The following is a 22,209-nucleotide window of genomic DNA, read 5'->3' as shown; positions in this document are numbered from 1 at the left end:
GGTGGAGATCCATGTTCATGGGAGAGTTTCATCACAATGTTGATGAGAAAGGAAGAATGATCATTCCAGCAAAATTCCGTGAAGACTTGGGATCCACCTTCGTCGTTACTAGAGGAATGGATAAATGTTTATTTGTTTATCCTGAGCATGAATGGAGACAATTAGAACAAAAGCTAAAATCACTTCCTTTCACGAAAAAAGATGCACGAGCGTTTACTCGCTTTTTCTTTTCAGGCGCAACTGAAAGTGAGTTAGACAAGCAAGGCCGAGTTAACTTGCCTTCTACATTGCGTACATATGCAAAATTAGAAAAAGAATGTGTCGTAATCGGTGTATCCAATCGAGTTGAAATATGGAGTAAGGAAGTGTGGGAAGAGTATTTTGCAGAATCAGAAGAATCTTTTGCAGAAATCGCAGAAAATATCGTGGACTTTGAATTGTAGTGAGATAGGAGGAGGACTTCTTTGTTTGAACACGTAACCGTTCTGAAAGAAGAAACAGTAGCAGGATTAAACATCAAGCGAGACGGAATTTATGTTGATTGCACTCTTGGTGGTGGTGGACATAGTGAACGAATCCTTTCAGAACTTAATGAAGAAGGACGCTTAATTGCATTTGACCAAGATGAAACGGCACTTCTCCATGCAAAAGAACGTCTTGCATCTTATGAAGGAAACGTACATTTCGTCCATAGTAATTTTAAATATGTAAAAAAGGAACTTGAGCTGTTAGGGATCGATAAGGTAGACGGAATTGTCTTTGACCTTGGCGTATCTTCTCCGCAGTTTGATGAACCAGAACGTGGGTTCAGTTATCGTTTTGACGCACCATTAGATATGAGGATGAATCGAAACGAAGCTCTAACGGCATATGAAGTCGTTAATGAATGGTCGTTTCAAGACATTATGAAAATCATCTCAAAATATGGTGAAGAACGATTTGCGAAACAAATCGCTCGAAAGATTGAACAGGCTAGAGAAATAGAGCCTATCGCGACAACATTTCAACTTGTTGAAGTGATTAAAGAAGCGATCCCTGCTCCTGCTAGAAGAAAAGGAGGACACCCGGCTAAACGTACGTTTCAAGCGATTCGAATAGCTGTTAATGATGAGCTGAATGTTTTTGATCATGCTCTTAACGATGGGATCGATATGCTGAAACAAGGTGGCCGTATTGCTGTTATTACGTTCCATTCTCTAGAAGATCGAATATGTAAGCAAGTCTTTAAAAGGAGAGGTACACCACCTGAATTACCGAAAGGATTACCTGTTGTACCTGAAGGGTTTGAGCCGGAATTAACACTTGTGAACAGAAAGCCGATTGTCGCTAAAGAGGATGAACTAGAACTAAACCAACGAGCCCATTCAGCAAAACTTAGAATTGCTGAAAAAAATAAGGAGGAATGAAGATGAGTCCATTAGTACAAAGGCAGGAACAACAATGGAACCCGCAACCAAAACGGGAGACAAAAACCGTTAAACAAAAAGTGTTTAATGGTGGGATTACAAAAGGGGAGAAGTTGATTTATTTTGCAGCTCTTGCTGCAGTCGTATTTGGACTTTATCTTGTGATATCAAATTATGCCTCTATGTATATCGTAAACCATCAAATTCAACAAACAGAAAGTGACATTGCCCAGCAGGCGAGCATCAACCAAGGGCTGGAACTACAAGTGAAAGAGCTTTCAGACCCAGACAGAATATTAGCAGAAGCAGAGGCAATGGGGATGGAGCTTCGTGTAGAAGATGTAAGAAGCATTCATGATTAACACCTTCCCCTTGTTCGCTTTTTGGAGGTGACGAATTGTTTGTTAGAGAAAAATAAAAGTGTAGTCGTAACAAAGCGTGGACTCTATATATTGTTAGCCATTTTAATTGGGATAACAATTATGTTTTCGCGCTTTGTCTACATACAAGCAGCAAAAGAAGTACAAGGTCAGGATTTACAAGAATTATTAGAACAAAGGTGGTCCCAGTCAAGAGTGATCGATGGGCAGAGGGGGACCATATATGATCGTAATGGCGAAGCGTTAGCTGAAGAAATTCCTTCTTATTCAATCGTTGCTATTGTGAATGACACGTACGATGACTATGTGAGTGACCCTCAATTTACTGCACAACAATTAAGTACAGTGTTAGATATCGATACGCAGGTGATTGAAAGACTTTTATCTGAGGGAATTCAAAATGAAAAGGTCCAAGTAGAGTTAGGACCTCAAACAAAATTCTTAAGCTATGAAAAAATGGAAGAAGTTGAGGAACTAGAACTTGATGGAATCACTTTTAGAGAAGATGCCCGGAGATATTACCCGAAGCAGATGTTTGCCTCTCATGTTCTCGGTTATACAGAAAGAGACATGTCGGAAGCAAGAATGGGACTTGAGAATAGTTTAAATGAATATTTACAAGAAGAGGATGGGCGGATCACGTATCAAAAGGACGCGCTTAATCGTTCATTAGTAAATGCAAACGAAGTGATCGAAGAACCGAAAAACGGTGATCAAGTTTTTTTAACATTAGATTCGAGAATTCAAATGTCCATTGAACAAACGATGAACCAAGTAGAAGAGGAATACGAACCAGAACGGATGATGGCTGTCGTTGCCGATGCTAAAACAGGTGAAATACTAGGGATGTCAAACCGTCCTAGTTTTAATCCGAATCAATATGAATCAATTGAAAACTATACGAACTTTAACGTCTCAACCCATTTTGAACCTGGTTCAACAATGAAAGTTTTCTCGCTTGCTGCTGCTGTCGATGCTGGAGTCTATAACGGAGAAGCTACATTCAAGTCAGGTTCTTACACAATTGGTCCACACACAATTCGTGACCATCATCGTGGTGGGTGGGGAGAGATTACGTTTAATGAAGGAGTGCAACGTTCATCGAACGTAGCTTTCTCCATTCTTGCTTTAGAAAAATTAGGTCAAGAAAATTTATATCAATATTTAACTTCATTTGGTTTTACTGAACCAACAGGGATTGACCTTCCAAATGAAACGGGTGGGGTTCTTGCAAATTCATGGTATGGTGATGCTGCATATACTGCATTTGGACAAGCTTCAGCGGTAACGCCAATTCAACAAATCCAAGCAGCATCGGCTATTGCAAATGAAGGGAAAATGATGAAACCTTATATCATAGACCGAATTGTGAATGACGAAGATGGTGAAGTGATTACGAATAATGAGCCTGAAATTGTAGGCGAACCAATCTCATCTGAAACTTCTAGAGAAGTTCTAGATATATTAGAAACGGTCGTTTCATCAGAAGATGGAACCGGTACTCCTTATGCCATTGAAGGATTTAATATAGCCGGAAAAACCGGGACAGCTGAAATTCCAGATCCAGAAGGTAATGGGTATTTAAATGGACATGGAAAAAATATCTTTTCTTTTCTAGGTATGGCTCCTGCAGAAGATCCTGAAGTTATTGTTTATGTTGCTGTCGATCGCCCACAACTAGAGGAGTCAGAATCAGGTTCAACACCTGTTTCATTAATTTTTAAACCAGTCATGCAGCAAAGCTTACAATATTTAAACATTTCGCCGACAGAGGAAATTGGCGATGAGAACATGTCGCATGGAATAGAGATGGAAGACTACATTGGAGAAAATATACAAGAAGCTGTAGAGCAACTAGAATCAGATGGTCAGCAAGTCTTTGTTGTTGGTGATGGGAGTACTGTTGAAGCGCAAATTCCGCGTCCAGAAGTAGAGATTATTCCTGGTGAGAAGGTTTTACTCAAAACGGATGGAAACGGTGGTGAATTCCCGGATATGACAAATTGGTCAATGAGACAGCTGTTTGCTTTCAGAGACTTAACGGGAATAGATATCGATTTCGATGGCAGCGGGTTTGTTCGGGATCAAAGTCCATCGCCAGGTGAGTCGATTGAAGGCGTTACGAAGATGATCGTGACATTAACGGAACCTTTTGATGAAGAAGTTGAACGAGAAGCTGACCAAGATGTTCATGATGATGAGGACGATGAAGAATTAGAAGATGATGAGTTTTTCATGGATTAAAGAAACGATTCGATACATTGTATAAAAGTTCTTATGGACAGGTTCTAACCTGTCCATTTTTTTCATATTACTGAACCAAGCCAAAGTGTTTAGACAACGGGGGGTTCATGATGAAAAGAGTATCGAATGTTACCGTACGTAAAAGGTTAATTTTTGCATTAGGTGTCGGACTTATCGTTTTCTTTGTAATGATCATTAGACTAGGTTACGTTCAATTAGCAATGGGAGATGAACTCTCAGATAAAGCAGAAGACTTGTGGAGCAGGAATATCCCATTTGAAGCGAAGCGTGGGGAAATATTAGATAGAAATGGTGTACCTCTTGCGACGAATATTAGTGCTCCGTCTGTCTTAGTAGTACCAAGGCAAATAACAGATCCAGCAGATGTCTCAGCGAAGCTTGCAGAAGTATTGAAGATGGAAGAACAAAAAGTGTATGAGCTTGTGACAAAAAATTCTTCCATTGAACGAATTAATCCTGAAGGTAGAAAAATAAGTAATGAACTAGCAGCAGAAGTAAGAGAGCTTGGCATCGAAGGCGTTTATATAGCTGAAGATAATAAAAGGCATTACCCATTTGGGAATTATTTATCACATGTGTTAGGTTTTGCAGGCATTGATAACCAAGGACTAACCGGACTTGAGCTTTATTATGATGAAAAGCTTGCTGGCGAACAAGGCCATGTCTCCTTTTACTCAGATGCAAAAGGAAGGCGAATGCCAAATCTTGCTGATGAATATACCGCGCCAAAAAATGGTCAACATTTAAAATTAACAGTCGATTCAAGAATTCAAACGATTATTGAAAGAGAATTAGATATTGCTGAAGCGACATATAATCCAGATGGTGCAATGGCGATTGCGATGAACCCTAATACAGGCGAAATTCTTGGTATGTCTTCTCGTCCTGATTATGACCCTGAACGTTTCCGTGAAGTGCCTCCTGAAATTTACAACCAAAACAAACCTGTTTGGAGTCAGTATGAACCGGGTTCTACATTTAAAATTATTACACTAGCCGCAGCACTTGAGGAAGGAAAAGTAGATCTTCATGCGGATTCATTCCATGATCCGGGGTATATTGAAGTAGCTGGTCATAGACTAAGGTGCTGGAAAAAAGGTGGTCACGGTTCCCAAACATTTTTAGAAGTCGTACAAAATTCTTGTAACCCTGGGTTTGTCGCATTGGGGGAAAGATTAGGGAAAGAGGCTTTATTCCAATACATTCATGATTTTGGGTTTGGTAGTAAAACCGGTATTGACCTTCAAGGTGAAGGAACCGGAATTTTATTTGATGTAGAGGAAGTAAAACCGCTTGAATTAGCGACAACGGCATTCGGGCAAGGGGTATCTGTTACTCCGATACAACAAGTAACAGCTGTCGCGGCTGCTATTAACGGAGGTTACTTATATCAGCCGTATTTTGCACATGAATGGCTTGATGGCGAAACAGGAGAAGTGATTTCAAGAACGAATCCGACGATGAAGCAACAGGTCATCTCAGAAGAAACATCAACTGAGGTAAGAAATGCGCTTGAACACGTTGTTGCAAAAGGTACAGGACGCGGTGCATATGTTGATGGCTATCGTGTAGGAGGAAAAACAGGGACAGCTCAAAAAGCAAAAGACGGTCGATACTTGGAGAATAACCATATCGTGTCTTTTATAGGATTTGCCCCTGCTGATGATCCGCAAATTGTTGTTTATGTTGCAGTTGATAACCCGAAAGGTACGGTTCAATTTGGTGGAACAGTAGCAGCACCTATTGTCGGTAACATTATGGAAGACGGTTTAAGAGCATTAGGAGTAGAAAAAAGAGATGAACAAATTGAAAAAGAACGGATGTGGAACGATGTCCCGCTCGTAGAAGTACCTGATTTAGTAGGGAGGACAATAAATGATATTAATCAAGCTTATTATGACTTGAGTCTTGATGCTTCCGGGGAAGGGAAAGAAGTAGTGCTTCAATCTCCTGAACCTGGAACAAAAGTAAGTGCGGGTTCAACAATTCGTGTATATATGGGTGACAAACAAGAAGATGAACAGTAAAATAGTAAAGAACAATATTTGTGAAAATGTTTCAGGAAACATAATCTAACTATGGGCTGACTCAAAAGTATAATGGGAAGCACAAATGAGTCAGCTACAGTATAGAAATCGTTGAATATGAAGAATTGATAACGAGATTGAAGGAGTAGTGACAATGTATTTACATGATTTAGTAGCATTATTGCCAGCATATTCTCTACCAAATGAGAGTAATCCATTCATTCAAGACCTCCACATGGACTCGCGTGAAGTCACAGAAGGAAGTCTTTTCTTTTGTGTCCCAGGTTATACAGTTGATGGGCATGATTATGCTGAGCAAGCCATTTCAAATGGTGCAGTTGCACTAGTTGCTGAGAAACCATTGGATGTCGACATTCCTGTTGTAATAGTAAAAGATTCAAAGCGTGCAATGGCAATCGTATCAGCGGCTTATTATGAATATCCGACGAAGAATTTACACATGATCGGTGTCACTGGTACAAATGGTAAAACGACAACGACTCATTTAATCGAAAAAATTTTAACGGATGCACAAAAAAATATCGGTATGATCGGTACGATGTATATGAGGTACGCCGAGAAAGAAGTGCCGGTTAAAAATACAACTCCTGAATCACTCGTTTTACAAAAGGAGTTTGCGAACATGGTTCGTGAAGGGGTAGATACGATAACAATGGAAGTCTCTTCACATGCACTAGAACAAGGAAGAGTTCACGGTTGTGAATTTAATATTGCAGTGTTTACAAATTTGTCGCAAGATCATTTAGATTTTCACGGAACGATGGAGCGTTACGGTTACGCAAAAGGGCTGTTATTTGCCCAATTAGGAAATGCCTATGACCAGAACAAATATAAAATGGCTGTTATTAATAATGATGATGAAGCTTCTGAGCGTATTAAAATGATGACAGCTGTACCAGTTTTAACATATGGAATCCATTCAGATGCTGACGTCAAGGCGACAAATATCAATGTACATGAAACAGGAACCGATTTTCACGTAAACATTGGTGAACATTCAATGCCTGTTCGTTTAAAGATGGCCGGGACCTTTTCTGTTTATAATGCACTAGCCGCATTAGCTGCTGCGTATGCTTCCGGTATAAGCTTGGAAAGCATCTGTACGAGTTTAGAAGAAGTGAAAGGTGTGTCTGGTCGATTTGAGCGAGTGGAAATGAATAGCCCATACCATGTCATTGTCGACTATGCCCACACTCCTGACAGCTTAAAAAATGTGTTAGAGACGATTAGAGAGTTTGCAAAAGGTAAAGTGACTGTTGTTGTCGGATGTGGCGGTGACCGTGATAAAACAAAACGTCCTAAGATGGCTGCAGTTGCTGAGCAATTGGCTGACTTCGTCTATTTAACTTCGGATAACCCACGAACGGAGGATCCACTGAAAATCTTAGAAGATATGGAAACAGGTATGAAAGGGACGGATTATAAAGTCATTGAAAACCGGAAATCAGCTATTGAAACAGCTGTACAATCAGCACAGCGAGATGAAGTTATCTTGATTGCCGGGAAAGGACATGAAACGTATCAAACAATTGGAACGACGAACTATCATTTTGATGATCGAGTTATTGCGAAAAAGGCAGCCGAGGAGGCAAAATAAGATGTTGTCAACGATTGATTTACACTTATTAAAATCAGTATCTTTAACGACAGCAGGCGATGTTCCCCTTACGTTTATTGCACAAGGAGCAAGTGTTCATAGTGATAGTATTCAGAAAGGCCATTTATATATTCCGTTAGAGACGGAGACGTTTGATGGCCACCGGTTTTTGGAGGCTGCTATTGAAGGAGGAGCGAGTGCGGCTCTATGGCAGCAAAATAAGCCTATCCCTGAAACCGTTCCTAATACATTCCCTTTATTTCTCGTAGAAAATACATCGAAAGCTTTACATGAATTATCAAACATGTACTTAAAAGAAATTGACCCGATTGTGATCTGCGTTACAAGTAGCGACGGAAAGAGGATGACAAAAGATATCGTTACATCGATTTTGACAAAACAATTTCATGTTCATCAAACAACCGAGGTTCTTCAAGGATATGAAGATATTTCATTAGCTGCTTTAAATATGTCAAGGGAAGCAGATGCATTCGTATTCGAATTACCAGTTGAAACCAAGGTCGACATCCAATTGCTTAAGCAAATTATCGTTCCGAACTACTTGATCATCACTAGTAATCAAAACAAGGAATCAGTTCGTTCACAGGCTTCGGAAATTGATTTTGCGATTGAAGTTGAAAGTGCCATGAAAGCAAGTTCAGTTTTAATCCTTGACGGAGACGAGCCTTTATTAAGAAGAGATTGGAGAGCAGACCCTCTCTATTGTGGCTTTCATAAAGATTCTTTGTTTCATATTGATCATGTCGTTAAAAGCCAGACAGAGGTAAACTTCACATTATCAGGTGTAAGGATGACTTTTACCCTTCCATTAGTTTCAGAACCGCTCGTGAAAAATGCCGTCTTTGCTATTGCGCTTTCCGTTCACCTAGGTGTAATGCCTGAAAAAATTGCAGAGACATTAAAAGAGTATAGAGAAAAAGTCAATTGACACTCTTTTTAATAAGCGGTAAACTTTCCTTTTTTGGAATGCAGAGGCATTAAATAGGACGGAAGGCGATAAAATAAAAATAAGCCATTATATATAACCCATGAATCACTTTTTCAAAGAATGTAAGCTTCATATGTCAAAACAAACATACAGTTTTATAAAAACTGCTCGACAGTAAATGAATAAATACATCAAAGAATTGAGTTGTTGTTAGAAAGGAGTTCCAAAAATTATGCTGGAACAAGGATTATTATTTACATTAATTTTATCATTTTTAATTACGGTGCTTTTATCACCCATTTTTATCCCATTTTTAAGAAGGTTGAAGTTTGGTCAAAGTATTAGGGATGAAGGTCCGAAATCACATCAGAAAAAAACAGGAACACCAACAATGGGTGGAATTATGATCGTCCTATCAATTGTAGCCTCGACATTAATATTAGCAGGACAATTCCATTCCATTAATGTTGAAATTTGGATGCTTATCTTCGTTACACTTGGATTTGGATTACTAGGATTTTTAGATGATTTTATCAAGGTTGTCAAAAAACGTAATTTAGGACTAACATCAAAACAAAAGTTTCTCGGCCAAGTGTTTATTTCAACTATTGTATATTTCGTTTTAGTCCAGCACGGATTACCGACTGACATAACCGTTCCCGGAACGAACTTGTCTGTTGAATTAGGTTGGCTTTATTTCCCACTTATGATTATTATTTTAGTCGGTGCTTCTAATGCTGTGAACTTAACTGATGGATTAGATGGTCTTGTTGCTGGTACTTCAGCGATTGCATTTGGTGCATTTGCTATTATTGCATATTCATTATCGATGTATTCTGTTTCGCTTTTCTCTATTGCAGTTGTTGGAGCAGTACTTGGCTTTTTAGTATTTAATGCACATCCAGCTAAAGTATTTATGGGTGACACGGGCTCTCTAGCACTAGGTGGAGCAATCGGGTTAATCGCAATTTTAACGAAAATGGAATTACTCCTCGTTATTATTGGCGGTGTATTTGTTATCGAAACATTATCAGTCATCATTCAAGTTGTTTCTTTTAAAACAACAGGAAAACGGATTTTTAAGATGAGCCCATTACACCACCATTATGAGTTATCGGGGTGGAGTGAATGGAGAGTAGTCGTTACATTTTGGCTTGTCGGCTTCTTATTTGCCATCATTGGAGTTTATATTGAGGTGTGGTTATAAATGAAAGAAACAACTCGTTTTCAAGGTAAACATGTACTCGTGCTAGGGCTTGCAAAAAGTGGAACAGCTGCGGCTAAGCTGCTTTTAAAGCTTGGGGCGAATGTGACGGTTAATGACCGTCTCCCATTAGAAGAAAATAAACAAGCACAACAATTAGAGGAAATGGGGGCAGAAGTCATTTGTGGCTCACACCCATTACAGTTAATTCATGAGCAAATCGATTATGTCGTTAAGAACCCGGGGATTCCGTATTCGAATCCACTAATTGAAAAAGCATTACAACAAAAGGTTCCTGTTATTACAGAAATAGAGCTCGCTTCGCAAATTAGTGAAGCAGAAATAATCGGAATTACTGGTTCAAACGGTAAAACGACAACAACTACCTATTTATATGAAATGCTTAATGGAGGAAAGAAAAGCCCTTTAATTGCAGGAAATATCGGAGATGTTGCTTGTGAAGTTGCGGAACATGCAACTGAGGATGATGTACTCGTTACTGAGCTGTCAAGTTTTCAATTAATGGGTGTTGAAACGTTTAAACCTTATATCGCGATGATTTTAAATATCGTGGAAGCCCATATTGATTACCACGGTTCGTTTGAAAACTATCAAGAAGCAAAAAGCCGAATTATGGAAAATCAAACGTCTGAGGATTATCTTATTTATAACGCAGATGATAACCAAGTAGTTCACATCGTTAAAAGTGGACAAGCAAAAAAAATCCCATTTTCTCTTACACAACGTATAGAGAATGGTGCATACTTAGATCGTGATGGCTGGCTTGTCATCTTCGGAGATAGATTCATTCATAAAGAAGAAATGTCTCTTCCTGGTGAACATAACATTGCGAATGCACTAGCTGCTACTGCTGCTGCAGTATTGGCAGGAGGGTCAAAAGAACAAATCATCCATACCCTTAAAACATTTAGTGGTGTAAAACACCGGTTACAATTTGTCGATTCCTTTAATGGGAGATTATTTTATAACAATTCAAAAGCAACGAACATTCCTGCAACGATTACTTCTTTAAAAGCATTTGAACAGCCAGTCGTATTAATTGCCGGCGGGTTAGATCGTGGTGTGTCATTTGATGATTTAATTCCATATTTTAAGAAGCGCGTAAAAGCAGTTGTGACGTACGGAGAAACAGCAGACATGATAGCAGAAACGGCAAAGCAAGCAGGGGTTACTAAGGTTGAGAAAACGTCGCATCTCAATGAAGCAGTCGAAACAGCATATCAATGTTCTGAGTCGGGCGATGTTATTTTATTATCACCTGCTTGTGCATCATGGGATCAATTCAAAACATTTGAGCAGCGCGGAGAGTGTTTCATAGAAGCTGTAGAAAAGATTATACAATAAAGTCATGTTTGTCCAACTCGGACATAAAAATAGGTAATAGAGATTCTGTCCAAAATCGGAGGTGCACTCTATTGCCTAAAGTTAGGTCAGCTCCAGATTTATTGTTAATAGGAGCAACAGTAAGCTTATTAATTGTTGGATTAATCATGGTTTTTAGTGCTAGTGCAGTATGGGCCGATTATAGATTCGATGATTCTTTCTTTTTCCTGAAACGTCAATTGTTTTTTGCTGGTCTAGGACTCATCGCTATGTTTTTTATGATGAATATTGATTATTGGAACTGGCGTGAAATGGCTAAGATTTTTTTGATCATCTGTTTCGGCTTGCTAATTTTAGTATTAATACCTGGAGTTGGGCTCGTTAGAGGCGGTGCTCAAAGTTGGTTAGGGGTAGGCGCATTTTCGATTCAGCCTTCAGAGTTTATGAAAATTGCGATGATCTTTTTTCTAGCCAAGTATTTATCAGATAAACAAAAGTATGTGACGACGTGGAAGAAAGGGCTTTTTCCGACACTAGGACTTGTCATGCTTGCTTTTGCTTTGATTATGCTTCAGCCAGACTTAGGGACTGGTGCAGTCATGGTATTAACATGTGTGGTTATGATCTTTATTGCCGGGGCACAAATAAGTCATTTTGTATACTTAGGAATGATTGGTGTTGTCGGCTTAGTTGGACTAATTATATCAGCGCCGTATCGACTTGAACGAATTACTTCTTTTCTTGACCCTTGGCAGGACCCTCTAGGGAGTGGCTTTCAAATTATTCAGTCATTATATGCTATTGGCCCTGGAGGGTTTTTAGGGTTAGGTCTTGGGGCGAGCAGGCAAAAATATTTCTATCTTCCTGAACCGCAAACCGATTTTATTTTTGCGATTCTATCAGAGGAGCTTGGCTTTATCGGGGGGGCATTTGTCCTTGCGTGTTTTGCAATCCTTTTGTGGAGAGGCTTAAGAATTGCTTTATTTGCCCCGGATCTATATGGAAGCTTAATGGCCACAGGTATTATCGGGATGATAGCTATTCAAGTTATGATTAATATTGGAGTTGTTATCGGTCTTATGCCTGTTACAGGAATTACTTTGCCATTACTTAGTTACGGGGGGTCATCATTAACCTTAATGTTAACCTCAATCGGCGTTCTACTGAATATTAGCCGGCATATGCGTTAACATTTGAACGGTTCAAATTCTTTAAACACGAGGAAGTTGAAGCATTGCCGAAGGGAAAGAAGACGTAACGAATGCAAACGAAAATGCAGCACGAGTAGATGTCGCACTTGTGCCCTGAAGTGAATGCTCTGGTGATAGCAATTTCGAATATTTGATTATAAAATGAAAGAAAGGGTGTCCTCAAAATACTTTTGAGACACCCTCTATTTTTCTTTTCATAAAAATGATGAATTCGTAACATCAAGACAACTATTTTTAAGATATAATATTATGTGAGGTAAATTTAGTGGTGATGATTACATAGGAACAGTTAATCGTTCATGAAGGTCATAGTGGAAAAAGGGAACAATGTTTATTGGTTGCTTTGAATGTCCATTATGAAAATGTAATAGCAATAAAAATGCATAACAGCCATATTAAATGAACGAATTGATATATACGCAGGGTCTTACATGGAAACGGTAAGGAGGTTTTATGATGGAGAACATAAAGAAGTATTTTGAACGGTTAGAAGGTAGTGTAATTGAAGGGGAGCCGTTAAAAAATCACACAACTTGGAAAATTGGCGGACCTGCGGCACTTTTCTTTGAACCTTATACTGTGGATGCACTTAAGCAAGCTATAGCATATATAAATAAAGAAAATATTCCTTGGTTTCCTTTAGGAAGAGGTTCCAACTTACTTATATCAGACAAAGGGATTAATGGTGTTGTTATTAAACTTAGTGAAAAACTTAGTGATTACTCAGTTCAGGGGACAACATTAAGAGTAGGTGCCGGCTATTCGTTAATCAAGCTTGCCACGATCATTAGTAAAAAAGGACTTTCCGGATTAGAATTTGCAGCTGGTATTCCAGGAACGGTCGGTGGGGCAATCTTTATGAACGCTGGTGCTCATGGATCAGATATGTCAAACATTTTAATACGTGCTCATATATTATATCCAGATGGGACTTTTAAATGGATCAATTGTGATAAAATGTCATTTTCCTATCGGACTTCTCGCCTACAATCAGAAGAGGGGATTGTAGTCGAAGCTGAATTCGAACTAAATGAAGGAGATCCTGAAACTATCAAACAAGAACTACAAAAAAATAAAGATTATCGTAGAGATACACAACCGTGGAACTTTCCGTGCTGTGGCAGTGTGTTTCGGAATCCTCTTCCTTACTATGCTGGTCAGCTAATAGAAAAGTCTGGATTAAAAGGGTATTCTATTGGCGGGGCACAAGTATCGGAAGTCCATGCTAACTTTATTGTGAACAAAGGAGATGCAACTTCAAAAGATGTAATAGACCTTATTAAGCACATTCAGAAGACCATTTTTGAAAAATATGAAGTAAAGATGGAAACAGAGGTTGAACAAGTGGGGATTACCGATTAAAATCAAATAGTAGGCTGTTAAGCAGGGCAGGGCTAACCTGCCTTTTCGAAATTATAAGTAGGTAAATTTCTAAAAAAAAAATAGGAATTATTACCTAGAATCTTCCTTGTAGCTAAACAGGTCATTTGTCTATTTTTTTAAATGCGAGTATATGTATATTTTTTCCCTGATTCCTTTGCTATACAATGGAGGATAATGAAATGAATCATAAAAAAGTAGTTGAAATAGAAGAACGTATTCCAACATTAAAAGAAAGACGCAAACAACGAGCAAATAGAAGACTAATCATTTATGTTTCTACCTTCTTTTTGTTAATGACGATCGTCATTTACTTTCAAACTTCATTTTCAAATGTACAACAAGTCGAAGTGAATGGAAACATTTATACAGAAGAGGAATGGATTATCGATACTTCTGCCCTTTTAAATGATGTAAATATGTGGACGATAGACAGGGATACTGTCATCGGTAACGTTGAAGAACACCCGCTTATTAACGAAGCCGCAATTCAGCGTCAATGGCCAAATACAGTATCAATTAATGTGGAGGAGTATGAAATCGTTGCTTACATAAAGGATGGCCATGAGTTTCTTCCCCTTATTGAAACAGGTGAAACGCTACCGGAACCATTCATTCATTCACCTTTCCCATATGATGCTCCGATCTTAAATGACTTTAGTGATGAAGATCAATTGTTAACTTTATTTGCTGAAGAATTGAGTAAAGTGAAAGATCACTTACGTTACCATATGTCAGAGATATATTTAACACCTACTGAAAATGATCAGACAAGGCTCATGATCTATATGAATGATGGGTTTGTCGTTAGTACAACGATACGTGATTTTGCTGAACGTATTGCCCCATATCCTTCTGTTGTTGAGCAGCTAGATCCAAATGAAGAAGGAATTGTGCATATGAGAATGAACCCATATTTTGAAAGTTTCCATGAAGAGGAGGATGAAGAGGTTGAAGGTGAAGGGTAGTCACGTTATATTTGCTTTCGTTCTATTAGTGACTGGATTTATCGTTGCCCTGAGTTACCAGTTTACGAACAGTCAAACTGACTCATCTCCAAACATGTCTAGCAGTCAATGGAGAATGGAAGATGATCTTCGTAATCAAGTTTTAATGGAACAGCAAATAAATCGCAATTTAACAGAAGAGTTGAGGTTACTTCAGCAGCAAATCACTGAAATAGAAGAGGAAGTCGCTCATCGCGAACGAACGTATTTTAACTTAGTAGAAGATTTAGACCGGTTAAGAATGATTACTGGTGAAGTAGGAGTTCAAGGTGAAGGAATCGTTGTATCCTTAGATGATTCTGACTATATACATGAAGAGGAAAACCCAAACAACTACATTGTTCACGAACAGCATCTTCAAATGGTGATAGACGAGCTTCTTGTTACGGGTGCTGAAGCTATTGCGATTAATGGTCATCGAATAAACCACCAATCTTATATTCAATGTATTGGACCTGTCATTGAAGTAGACGGCCATACTTCTTACGCTCCATTTGAAATTACTGCTATCGGTGATAGTGAAACGTTAAACTCGTCATTAAACATGGTTGGAGGCGTAAAAGACCTCCTCGTCGGAGAAAACATTGAAGTAAGGATTGAAAAAAAGAATGATATCGTTCTTGATCCGTACTATGCAGAGAAAGGATGACATCTATGAAGGATCGAATGATTACATTTACGATTGTCACGATGATAATAGGGTTCATGGTCGCCATCCAATTCCAAATTACGAAAGAGCCAGAAGTACGGGATACACGGAATGTAAATGAATTAAGACAAGCTCTTACCGTTGAAAAAGAAAGGCAAAAAGAGTTAAATGAGGAAATAGATAGACAGATTGAGCTTTTAAATGAATTAGAACAGTCAGAAAATGTTGAGGATGTTATTTCAGATGTGATTGAAGAATTAAGTGAAAGTGCTGGGTTGACAGAAAAAAGCGGAGCAGGTGTTGTTATAGAAATTAGTCCGCATTTTGATGAAAATTATTCAGGTGGTGCAATACGGTCAGTCCCACCGCATTTACTACGAATGTTAATTAATGAGCTGAATATTAACGGGGCAGAAGAAATAGCAATTGGTCATCAAAGAATTGTTTCAAATTCTGCGATCCGTGAAGCAAATGGAGTTACTTTAGTTAATGGAAGCCGAATGACCCAATTTCCGTTGAAGGTTCGTGTAATAACTGATGATCCTGAACAGCTGCACCATGCCATTATGTCCTCTCAATCAAAGGAATATTTTTCATATGACAACTTCAACATTGAATCACAGCCAATTAACTACTTAACAATTCCGGCATATGAAAGAACATACCGAGTTCGTTACATGACTCCGGTAAAGGAGGATTCATAAAATGTGGCTTCCAATCGTAGGTCTTTTAATTGGGGTTCTATTAGGTCTATTTTCGGAATTTCAAATTCCAGATGAATATAGTAACTACTTGTCAATAGCTGTACTTGCTGCATTAGATACGTTATTTGGAGGCATTCGCGCACATCTGGAAAATGTATTTAATGAACAGGTATTTTTAACAGGTTTTTTTACGAACATCATTTTAGCAGCGGGTTTGGCTTTTCTAGGCGTTCATCTTGGTGTAGACTTGTATTTAGTCGCTGTATTTGCTTTCGGCGTTCGGCTTTTCCATAACATTGCGATGATTCGTCGCATGTTGCTAGAAAGATGGATGAGTAGAAGGAATAAACAAGTTGAATGAAAACTATTTTCCTCTAGTACATCTAAGAGATAAACGTTACAATTAATATAAATGTAGTTAAACTTGCGTAAGTCATCTCTCGATAACAAATTTTTCAGATTTAATTTAAAAATTAGCTTTTAAAAAAAGGGATAATGACATCGTTGTTGAATAAGTTTCATATCTATCTCGTTTTATTGTTAATGAAATAAGGGAAATCACTTAATATGTGTAAATGTATGCTTTAAAGGAGGTGCCAGCCAATGAACAACCAAGAAATATACGTAACATTAGATATAGGCACATCAAGCGTCCGTGTCATTATCGGAGAAATGTCGAACGGAACGCTGAACATCATTGGTGTTGGAGAGACGAGTTCTAAAGGAATCAAAAAAGGTTCTATTGTTGATATAGATGAAACCGTACAGTCGATTCAAAATGCCGTTGATAAAGCAGAAAGAATGATTGGATTATCGATTAACCATGTTATTGTGGGGATTACAGGTAATCATATTCAACTGCAGCCATGCCATGGTGTTGTAGCCGTATCAAGTGAAGATAGAGAAATTGGTGATGAAGATGTCACACGTGTAATCGATGCAGCTCAAGTTATTTCGATTCCTCCTGAAAGAGAAATTATCGACGTCATTCCAAAACAGTTTATTGTTGATGGCTTAGACGAAATCAATGATCCACGAGGAATGATAGGTGTTCGTCTTGAAATGGAAGGAACAATTATTACTGGCTCAAAAACAATGTTACATAATATTTTACGTTGTGTTGAAAAAGCTGGATTAAAAGTTGCTGATATAGTATTACAGCCGCTGTCAGCTGGTTCAATTGCATTATCAAAAGATGAAAAAAGTTTAGGAGTAGCCTTAATAGATTTAGGTGGAGGTTCTACAACTGTCTCTGTATTTGAAAATGGCGTTCTTCAAGGCACAACACAAATTCCAATAGGTGGAGATCATATTACAAATGATATATCTGTTGGCTTAAGGACGTCTACAGAAGAAGCTGAACTTGTAAAGAAAGAGTATGGACATGCTTTTGTTGATCATGCCTCCGATGATGAAACTTTCGAAGTTTCGGAGATTGGTAGTGATCAAAAACAAGAATTTTCTCAATGGCAAATTGCCAACATTATTGAACCTAGAATTGAAGAGGTTCTTCAATTCGTCCAAAAAGAAATTCAGCGTCTAGGCTATCGCGAGTTAGCCGGAGGCTATGTGTTAACTGGCGGAACAGTAAAAATGCAAGGGGTACTTGAGCTAGCAAGAGATGTATTGCAAAAGAATGTACGTGTAGCAATACCGGATTACATAGGGGTAAGGGAACCTCAATACACAAATGGTGTCGGTATTATTACATTTGCTCATCGAAACTTGCGTATTCAAGGAAAAGAACTGCCATCTGCACTTGCAACTGGAGAAGGCGGCGGTTATGAAGAGGAAAGAAATGAAAGAAATGAACGAAAAGATCGTAAAGAACGGGTTGCGAAACAAAAAACACAACCGGAAGGACCAGGGGTGAAGAAGAAAGTTTCAAACTGGTTCAAAGTATTCTTTGAATAGGATTAAAATTGTGAACCAAGATGGATTGGGGGATCGAAAATGTTAGAATTTGAAATGGATATGGAACAACTAGCAACAATAAAAGTTATCGGTGTAGGTGGCGGTGGAAGTAACGCTGTTAACCGCATGATTGAAAATGGATTACAAGGTGTCGATTTCATTGCTGTGAATACAGACGCTCAAGCATTACACTTATCAAAAGCGGAAACGAAGCTCCAACTCGGAGGGAAACTGACGAGAGGGCTAGGAGCAGGTGCGAATCCTGAAGTAGGTAAAAAAGCAGCAGAAGAAAGCAGAGAACAACTTGAAGAAGTGTTAAGCGGAGCAGATATGGTATTTATTACTGCTGGAATGGGCGGAGGAACTGGTACAGGTGCTGCCCCTGTAATTGCTGAAATAGCAAAAGAAGCAGGAGCATTAACTGTTGGTGTCGTTACACGTCCGTTTACATTCGAAGGCCGCAAGCGAATGGTACAAGCTGGCGGCGGCATTGGTGCACTAAAAGAAAAAGTCGACACGTTAATTGTTATTCCAAATGACCGTTTACTTGAAATAGTTGATAAAAATACACCTATGCTTGAAGCTTTTAGAGAGGCAGATAACGTCTTACGCCAAGGTGTACAAGGTATTTCCGACCTTATTGCAGTTCCAGGACTTATTAACTTAGACTTTGCAGACGTAAAAACGATCATGAGTGAGAAAGGTTCAGCACTAATGGGGATCGGAATCGCAACAGGTGAGAGTCGTGCGGCAGAGGCTGCGAAAAAAGCGATTTCCTCACCTTTATTAGAAACATCAATTGATGGTGCTCAAGGTGTGTTAATGAACATTACTGGTGGTGCTAACTTAAGTTTATTCGAAGTTCATGAAGCTGCAGAAATTGTGTCGACAGCTTCAGATAGTGAAGTTAATATGATCTTTGGTTCTGTTATTAATGAAAATTTAAAAGATGAGATTGTTGTGACTGTTATTGCTACAGGATTTGATGATGATCCTGAAAAGGTGCAAGGCAGTCATCAGCAGCCATCTATACAACGTACAAAGCCTGTGAATCGTACAGAATCTGTTTCTGCACAACAACAACAACATCAACAACCTTCTACTCCACCGAAAAAACAATCCACTTCGTCTGAAGAAGACCTGGATACACTAGACATTCCGACGTTCTTAAGAAATCGTAAGCGTCGTAACTAAATACGGAGTAAAAAAATTGAAAGAGGCTGTCTCAAAAGGTCGCTGAATAGCGACCTTTAGTAGACGACCTCTTTTCTATTTCGTTTAATTTTTTATAGTTTTAGAGGACAGGTGGCCTGTTATCCTGCCTTCTGCTCTCTCTTTTTTTCTTTTTGTTCTTTGAATTTAGAATGTCTTTCCCATTTTAGAAAGTGATGGGCAATACAAATCCTCATCTATTGGAGATTTTCCACCCGTCCAACCTGATTTTTGAACTTTTTAGTCTGTTCTTTATCAAGCGTACTGTATTTCACAAAAGCTTCCATTTGCTTCTCTTCACAAAAGGAGTAATTTTCCTCGCTACCGTATCCTGAGTCGGCTATCAGATGCTCCGGCAGTGGTCGTCCGTATTTCTCTAAAAGTTCAAAATGGGGTTTTAGGCAACCAGGATCACCGGCACGCTGATGAAGACTAAACCCGGTAATAAACTGGTTTTCGGTTCCTGTCTGAATGTTGTAACCTGGCTTGAGTTGGCCATTACGCATATGGTCGTCTTTCATTCTCATAAAGCTGGCATCCGTATCCGTTTTAGAATAGCTGTTTCGTCCCGCCAGAATCTCTTTTTGTTTTTCATATTTTTCTTTTCGCGGAAGAAGGTCCTTCTCAAGCTGGCGCTTCGCTTTTTTAACCTCACGGTTTTTTGGTTCATCAACCAGTTTCTTTTCGAGATGGTTAATAGACTCTTTGATATCCTCTGAAGTAATTGGATCAAGCCTCCAGTTTCTCTTGCTCGTCCAACTCTCCTGCGTGTTCCTCGTCTTGCTTGGTCATCTTTTCAATGCCCTGCATAATGGTGTGGTACTTTTCGTTGAGCTGACTGTTGTAGCGCTCTGTGGCTTTTCGCTAGACGAACGTATATTTATTGGCATTAGCTTATACTTTGGTGCCATCAAGGAAGTAATCTTCTAACTTTACGAGGCCGTGATTCCGAAGGAGATCAACTATGGAAAAGAAATCTTCATAAATAATATCTTCATCTTCTCGGAGCGAAAACGGTTGATAGTGCGAAAATCACCCGTTTTACCGGCGGATACGTATTTTCTTTCAAGTTTATATAAGTCTATGAAGGGTGAACCTTGTTCGAACTTGTTTATAACGACACGTTGACAAGATCAGTGATAAGGTGGCAAAAATAGTGTTTTTTTCTACTCAAGATGTGACAGACATACAGCTTTGTGTACGCTATACTATTTTCAAATTCCTAATCGGACGGTGGGAGCAGTGCAAATATATTTAGATGTGATCTGGCTGTTAAACTTATTTGTAGATTTCATGTTACTGCTGTTAACCGCCATCGTTTTGAAACGCGATTTACGCAAATTCCGCTTAATATTAGGGGCATTTTTCGCCTCTTTTTATGTCATTTTTTTATTTACGCCATTTCAGGAGGTTGCAGTAAATCCGTTTGCAAAAGGGTTCTATTCCATTTTAATCGTTTTGATTACATTTGGCTTTCACCGTTTCCGCCTATTTATTCAAGCATGGCTAATGTTTTATTTTGTTAACTTCGCAGTAGGAGGTGGGCTATTAGGTTTACATTACTTTATACAAGCTGATATGGACTTTATCCATGGAACCTTTGCGACACAAACTAGCGGCTTTGGAAGCCCAATAAGCTGGGCTTTTGTCCTTATCGGATTACCGATTATGTATTATTATTCGAAAAAAAGGTTCGAAGCAGTTGAAACGGAAAAAATTCGTTACGATGAAGTATACGCCGTCAAAATAACAATCGCTCATATTGAATTACAACTGCACGGGTTTGTTGATAGTGGTAACAGATTGGAGGATCCAATAACGAGAAAACCTGTCATAGTAATAGATATGTCAGAAGTTGGAGATCAATTCCCTAATTCCATACAAAAGTTAATAAAGGGTCAGGCCTTTTCGAAAATGGATGATGTTCCAGTCGAGTTTCAGAATAAACTGACATTGCTTCCTTTTAGAACGGTAGGTGAATCGGAGCAGTTTATGTGGGCGGTTCGTCCCGATAGTGTAACAATATATGATCAAAATGAAGCTTATAACTGCTATTCAGTCTTAATTGGTTTAAGTCAGTCTACACTTTCAGACCGTAAAGATTATCAATGCTTACTGCACCCTAGAATCATGCAACAAAAGAAAAGGATAGCATTTGCATAGATCATAATCATAAGGGGGAAGAAGCATGAGTAAATGGAAATTAAAGCTACGTCTTTTCATTCATAAAGTTTTAATGAAACTAGGAATCAAGTCAGATGAAGTATATTACATAGGCGGTAGTGAAGCATTGCCGCCCCCTTTAACGAAAGAAGAAGAAGCGTATTTGTTAAAAAAGCTTCCAAATGGTGATGAATCCGTTCGAGCTATGCTGATCGAACGAAATCTTCGCTTAGTCGTATATATCGCCCGTAAATTTGAAAACACTGGTATTAATATTGAAGATTTAATTAGTATCGGGACTATCGGATTGATTAAAGCTGTAAATACATTTGATCCGGAAAAGAAAATTAAGCTGGCAACTTATGCATCGCGGTGTATCGAAAACGAAATTTTAATGTATTTAAGGAGAAACAATAAAATCCGTTCAGAAGTGTCATTTGATGAACCTTTGAACATTGATTGGGACGGTAATGAACTTTTACTTTCAGATGTTTTAGGGACTGAAGAAGATATTATTACCCGTGGAATTGAAGATAAAGTAGACAGAAGGCTTTTAGTGAAAGCATTGGAAACGTTGAATGATCGAGAAAAACAAATTATGGAGCTGCGATTTGGCTTAGCAGGGGATGAAGAAAAGACACAAAAAGATGTTGCTGACATGCTTGGAATCTCACAATCTTATATATCTAGGTTAGAAAAAAGGATCATTAAGCGTCTGAGAAAAGAATTTAATAAAATGTTGTAAGAAAAAAATGGGAAGTATCAAGGCTTGATCT

The 22,209-nt window shown here is 38.6% G+C and carries 19 protein-coding genes and 1 pseudogene; 19 read left to right on the top strand and 1 reads right to left on the bottom strand.

Annotated features, from left to right (window positions below; all coding sequences use genetic code 11):
- The first annotated feature begins 11 nt into the window (after positions 1-11).
- The 17 genes from mraZ to ftsZ all read left to right on the top strand — a co-directional run bounded on the left by mraZ (position 12) and on the right by ftsZ (position 19,252).
- The gene (gene mraZ / locus CD001_RS19295; RefSeq protein WP_096189229.1) at positions 12-443 is read left to right on the top strand and encodes a division/cell wall cluster transcriptional repressor MraZ; all 432 of its coding nucleotides are present in this window, start codon (positions 12-14) and stop codon (positions 441-443) included.
- Between the two features lie 21 nt (positions 444-464).
- Positions 465-1,406 carry a 16S rRNA (cytosine(1402)-N(4))-methyltransferase RsmH gene (rsmH, locus tag CD001_RS19290; protein ID WP_096189228.1) on the top strand — a complete coding sequence of 314 codons (942 nt, stop codon included), beginning with the start codon at positions 465-467 and terminating at the stop codon, positions 1,404-1,406.
- Positions 1,407-1,408: 2 nt separating this feature from the next.
- A complete protein-coding gene (gene ftsL, locus CD001_RS19285) occupies positions 1,409-1,768 on the top strand; it encodes a cell division protein FtsL (RefSeq protein ID WP_179298822.1) in 360 nt (119 codons plus the stop codon).
- 39 nt (positions 1,769-1,807) lie between these two features.
- Positions 1,808-4,030: a penicillin-binding protein gene (locus CD001_RS19280; RefSeq protein ID WP_257009863.1), complete on the top strand. Its 2,223-nt coding sequence runs from the start codon at positions 1,808-1,810 to the stop codon at positions 4,028-4,030.
- 110 nt (positions 4,031-4,140) lie between these two features.
- Positions 4,141-6,078 (top strand): stage V sporulation protein D, encoded by a 1,938-nt coding sequence (locus tag CD001_RS19275; RefSeq protein WP_096189226.1) that lies wholly within the window; start codon positions 4,141-4,143, stop codon positions 6,076-6,078.
- 154 nt (positions 6,079-6,232) lie between these two features.
- A complete protein-coding gene (locus CD001_RS19270) occupies positions 6,233-7,696 on the top strand; it encodes a UDP-N-acetylmuramoyl-L-alanyl-D-glutamate--2,6-diaminopimelate ligase (RefSeq protein ID WP_096189225.1) in 1,464 nt (487 codons plus the stop codon).
- Between the two features lies 1 nt (position 7,697).
- Positions 7,698-8,645, top strand: coding sequence for a Mur ligase family protein (locus tag CD001_RS19265; protein ID WP_179298821.1), 948 nt, complete (start codon positions 7,698-7,700; stop codon positions 8,643-8,645).
- A gap of 232 nt (positions 8,646-8,877) precedes the next feature.
- Entirely contained in the window at positions 8,878-9,852 is a 975-nt protein-coding gene (mraY, locus tag CD001_RS19260; RefSeq protein WP_096189223.1) for a phospho-N-acetylmuramoyl-pentapeptide-transferase, read from the top strand.
- Positions 9,853-11,214 carry a UDP-N-acetylmuramoyl-L-alanine--D-glutamate ligase gene (gene murD, locus CD001_RS19255; RefSeq protein ID WP_096189222.1) on the top strand — a complete coding sequence of 454 codons (1,362 nt, stop codon included), beginning with the start codon at positions 9,853-9,855 and terminating at the stop codon, positions 11,212-11,214.
- A gap of 71 nt (positions 11,215-11,285) precedes the next feature.
- The gene (spoVE, locus tag CD001_RS19250; RefSeq protein ID WP_096189221.1) at positions 11,286-12,383 is read left to right on the top strand and encodes a stage V sporulation protein E; all 1,098 of its coding nucleotides are present in this window, start codon (positions 11,286-11,288) and stop codon (positions 12,381-12,383) included.
- A 474-nt stretch (positions 12,384-12,857) separates the two neighbouring features.
- Entirely contained in the window at positions 12,858-13,766 is a 909-nt protein-coding gene (murB, locus tag CD001_RS19245; protein ID WP_407081117.1) for a UDP-N-acetylmuramate dehydrogenase, read from the top strand.
- Between the two features lie 200 nt (positions 13,767-13,966).
- Positions 13,967-14,752: a cell division protein FtsQ/DivIB gene (locus CD001_RS19240; RefSeq protein ID WP_096189219.1), complete on the top strand. Its 786-nt coding sequence runs from the start codon at positions 13,967-13,969 to the stop codon at positions 14,750-14,752.
- Positions 14,727-15,440 (top strand): DUF881 domain-containing protein, encoded by a 714-nt coding sequence (locus tag CD001_RS19235; protein WP_306454084.1) that lies wholly within the window; start codon positions 14,727-14,729, stop codon positions 15,438-15,440. Before CD001_RS19240 ends, CD001_RS19235 begins: the two co-directional genes overlap by 26 nt.
- A 5-nt stretch (positions 15,441-15,445) precedes the next feature.
- Entirely contained in the window at positions 15,446-16,144 is a 699-nt protein-coding gene (locus CD001_RS19230; protein ID WP_179298820.1) for a DUF881 domain-containing protein, read from the top strand.
- Position 16,145: 1 nt separating this feature from the next.
- Entirely contained in the window at positions 16,146-16,505 is a 360-nt protein-coding gene (locus tag CD001_RS19225; protein WP_096189216.1) for a small basic family protein, read from the top strand.
- 242 nt (positions 16,506-16,747) lie between these two features.
- A complete protein-coding gene (ftsA, locus tag CD001_RS19220) occupies positions 16,748-18,058 on the top strand; it encodes a cell division protein FtsA (protein WP_096189215.1) in 1,311 nt (436 codons plus the stop codon).
- A gap of 39 nt (positions 18,059-18,097) precedes the next feature.
- Positions 18,098-19,252 (top strand): cell division protein FtsZ, encoded by a 1,155-nt coding sequence (ftsZ, locus tag CD001_RS19215; protein ID WP_096189214.1) that lies wholly within the window; start codon positions 18,098-18,100, stop codon positions 19,250-19,252.
- Between the two features lie 221 nt (positions 19,253-19,473).
- On the opposite strand, the pseudogene CD001_RS27020 reads toward ftsZ, so the two are convergent.
- Positions 19,474-20,328, bottom strand: a pseudogene (locus CD001_RS27020) (transposase); the annotation flags it as partial.
- A 184-nt stretch (positions 20,329-20,512) separates the two neighbouring features.
- Here CD001_RS27020 and spoIIGA point away from each other — a divergent pair.
- Both spoIIGA and sigE read left to right on the top strand, forming a co-directional pair.
- Complete coding sequence (gene spoIIGA / locus CD001_RS19200) at positions 20,513-21,433, top strand: sigma-E processing peptidase SpoIIGA (protein ID WP_179298819.1); 921 nt, start codon at positions 20,513-20,515, stop codon at positions 21,431-21,433.
- Positions 21,434-21,458: 25 nt separating this feature from the next.
- Positions 21,459-22,178, top strand: a complete 720-nt coding sequence (gene sigE, locus CD001_RS19195; RefSeq protein WP_096189210.1) for an RNA polymerase sporulation sigma factor SigE — start codon at positions 21,459-21,461, stop codon at positions 22,176-22,178.
- The last annotated feature ends 31 nt before the right edge of the window (positions 22,179-22,209 follow it).

It is taken from the genome of Evansella halocellulosilytica (assembly GCF_002335745.1).
Taxonomy (GTDB): domain Bacteria; phylum Bacillota; class Bacilli; order Bacillales; family Salisediminibacteriaceae; genus Bacillus_CA; species Bacillus_CA halocellulosilytica.
The sequence above is the reverse complement of the archived record's forward strand: the minus strand, read 5'-3'. Positions and strand labels throughout refer to the sequence as shown.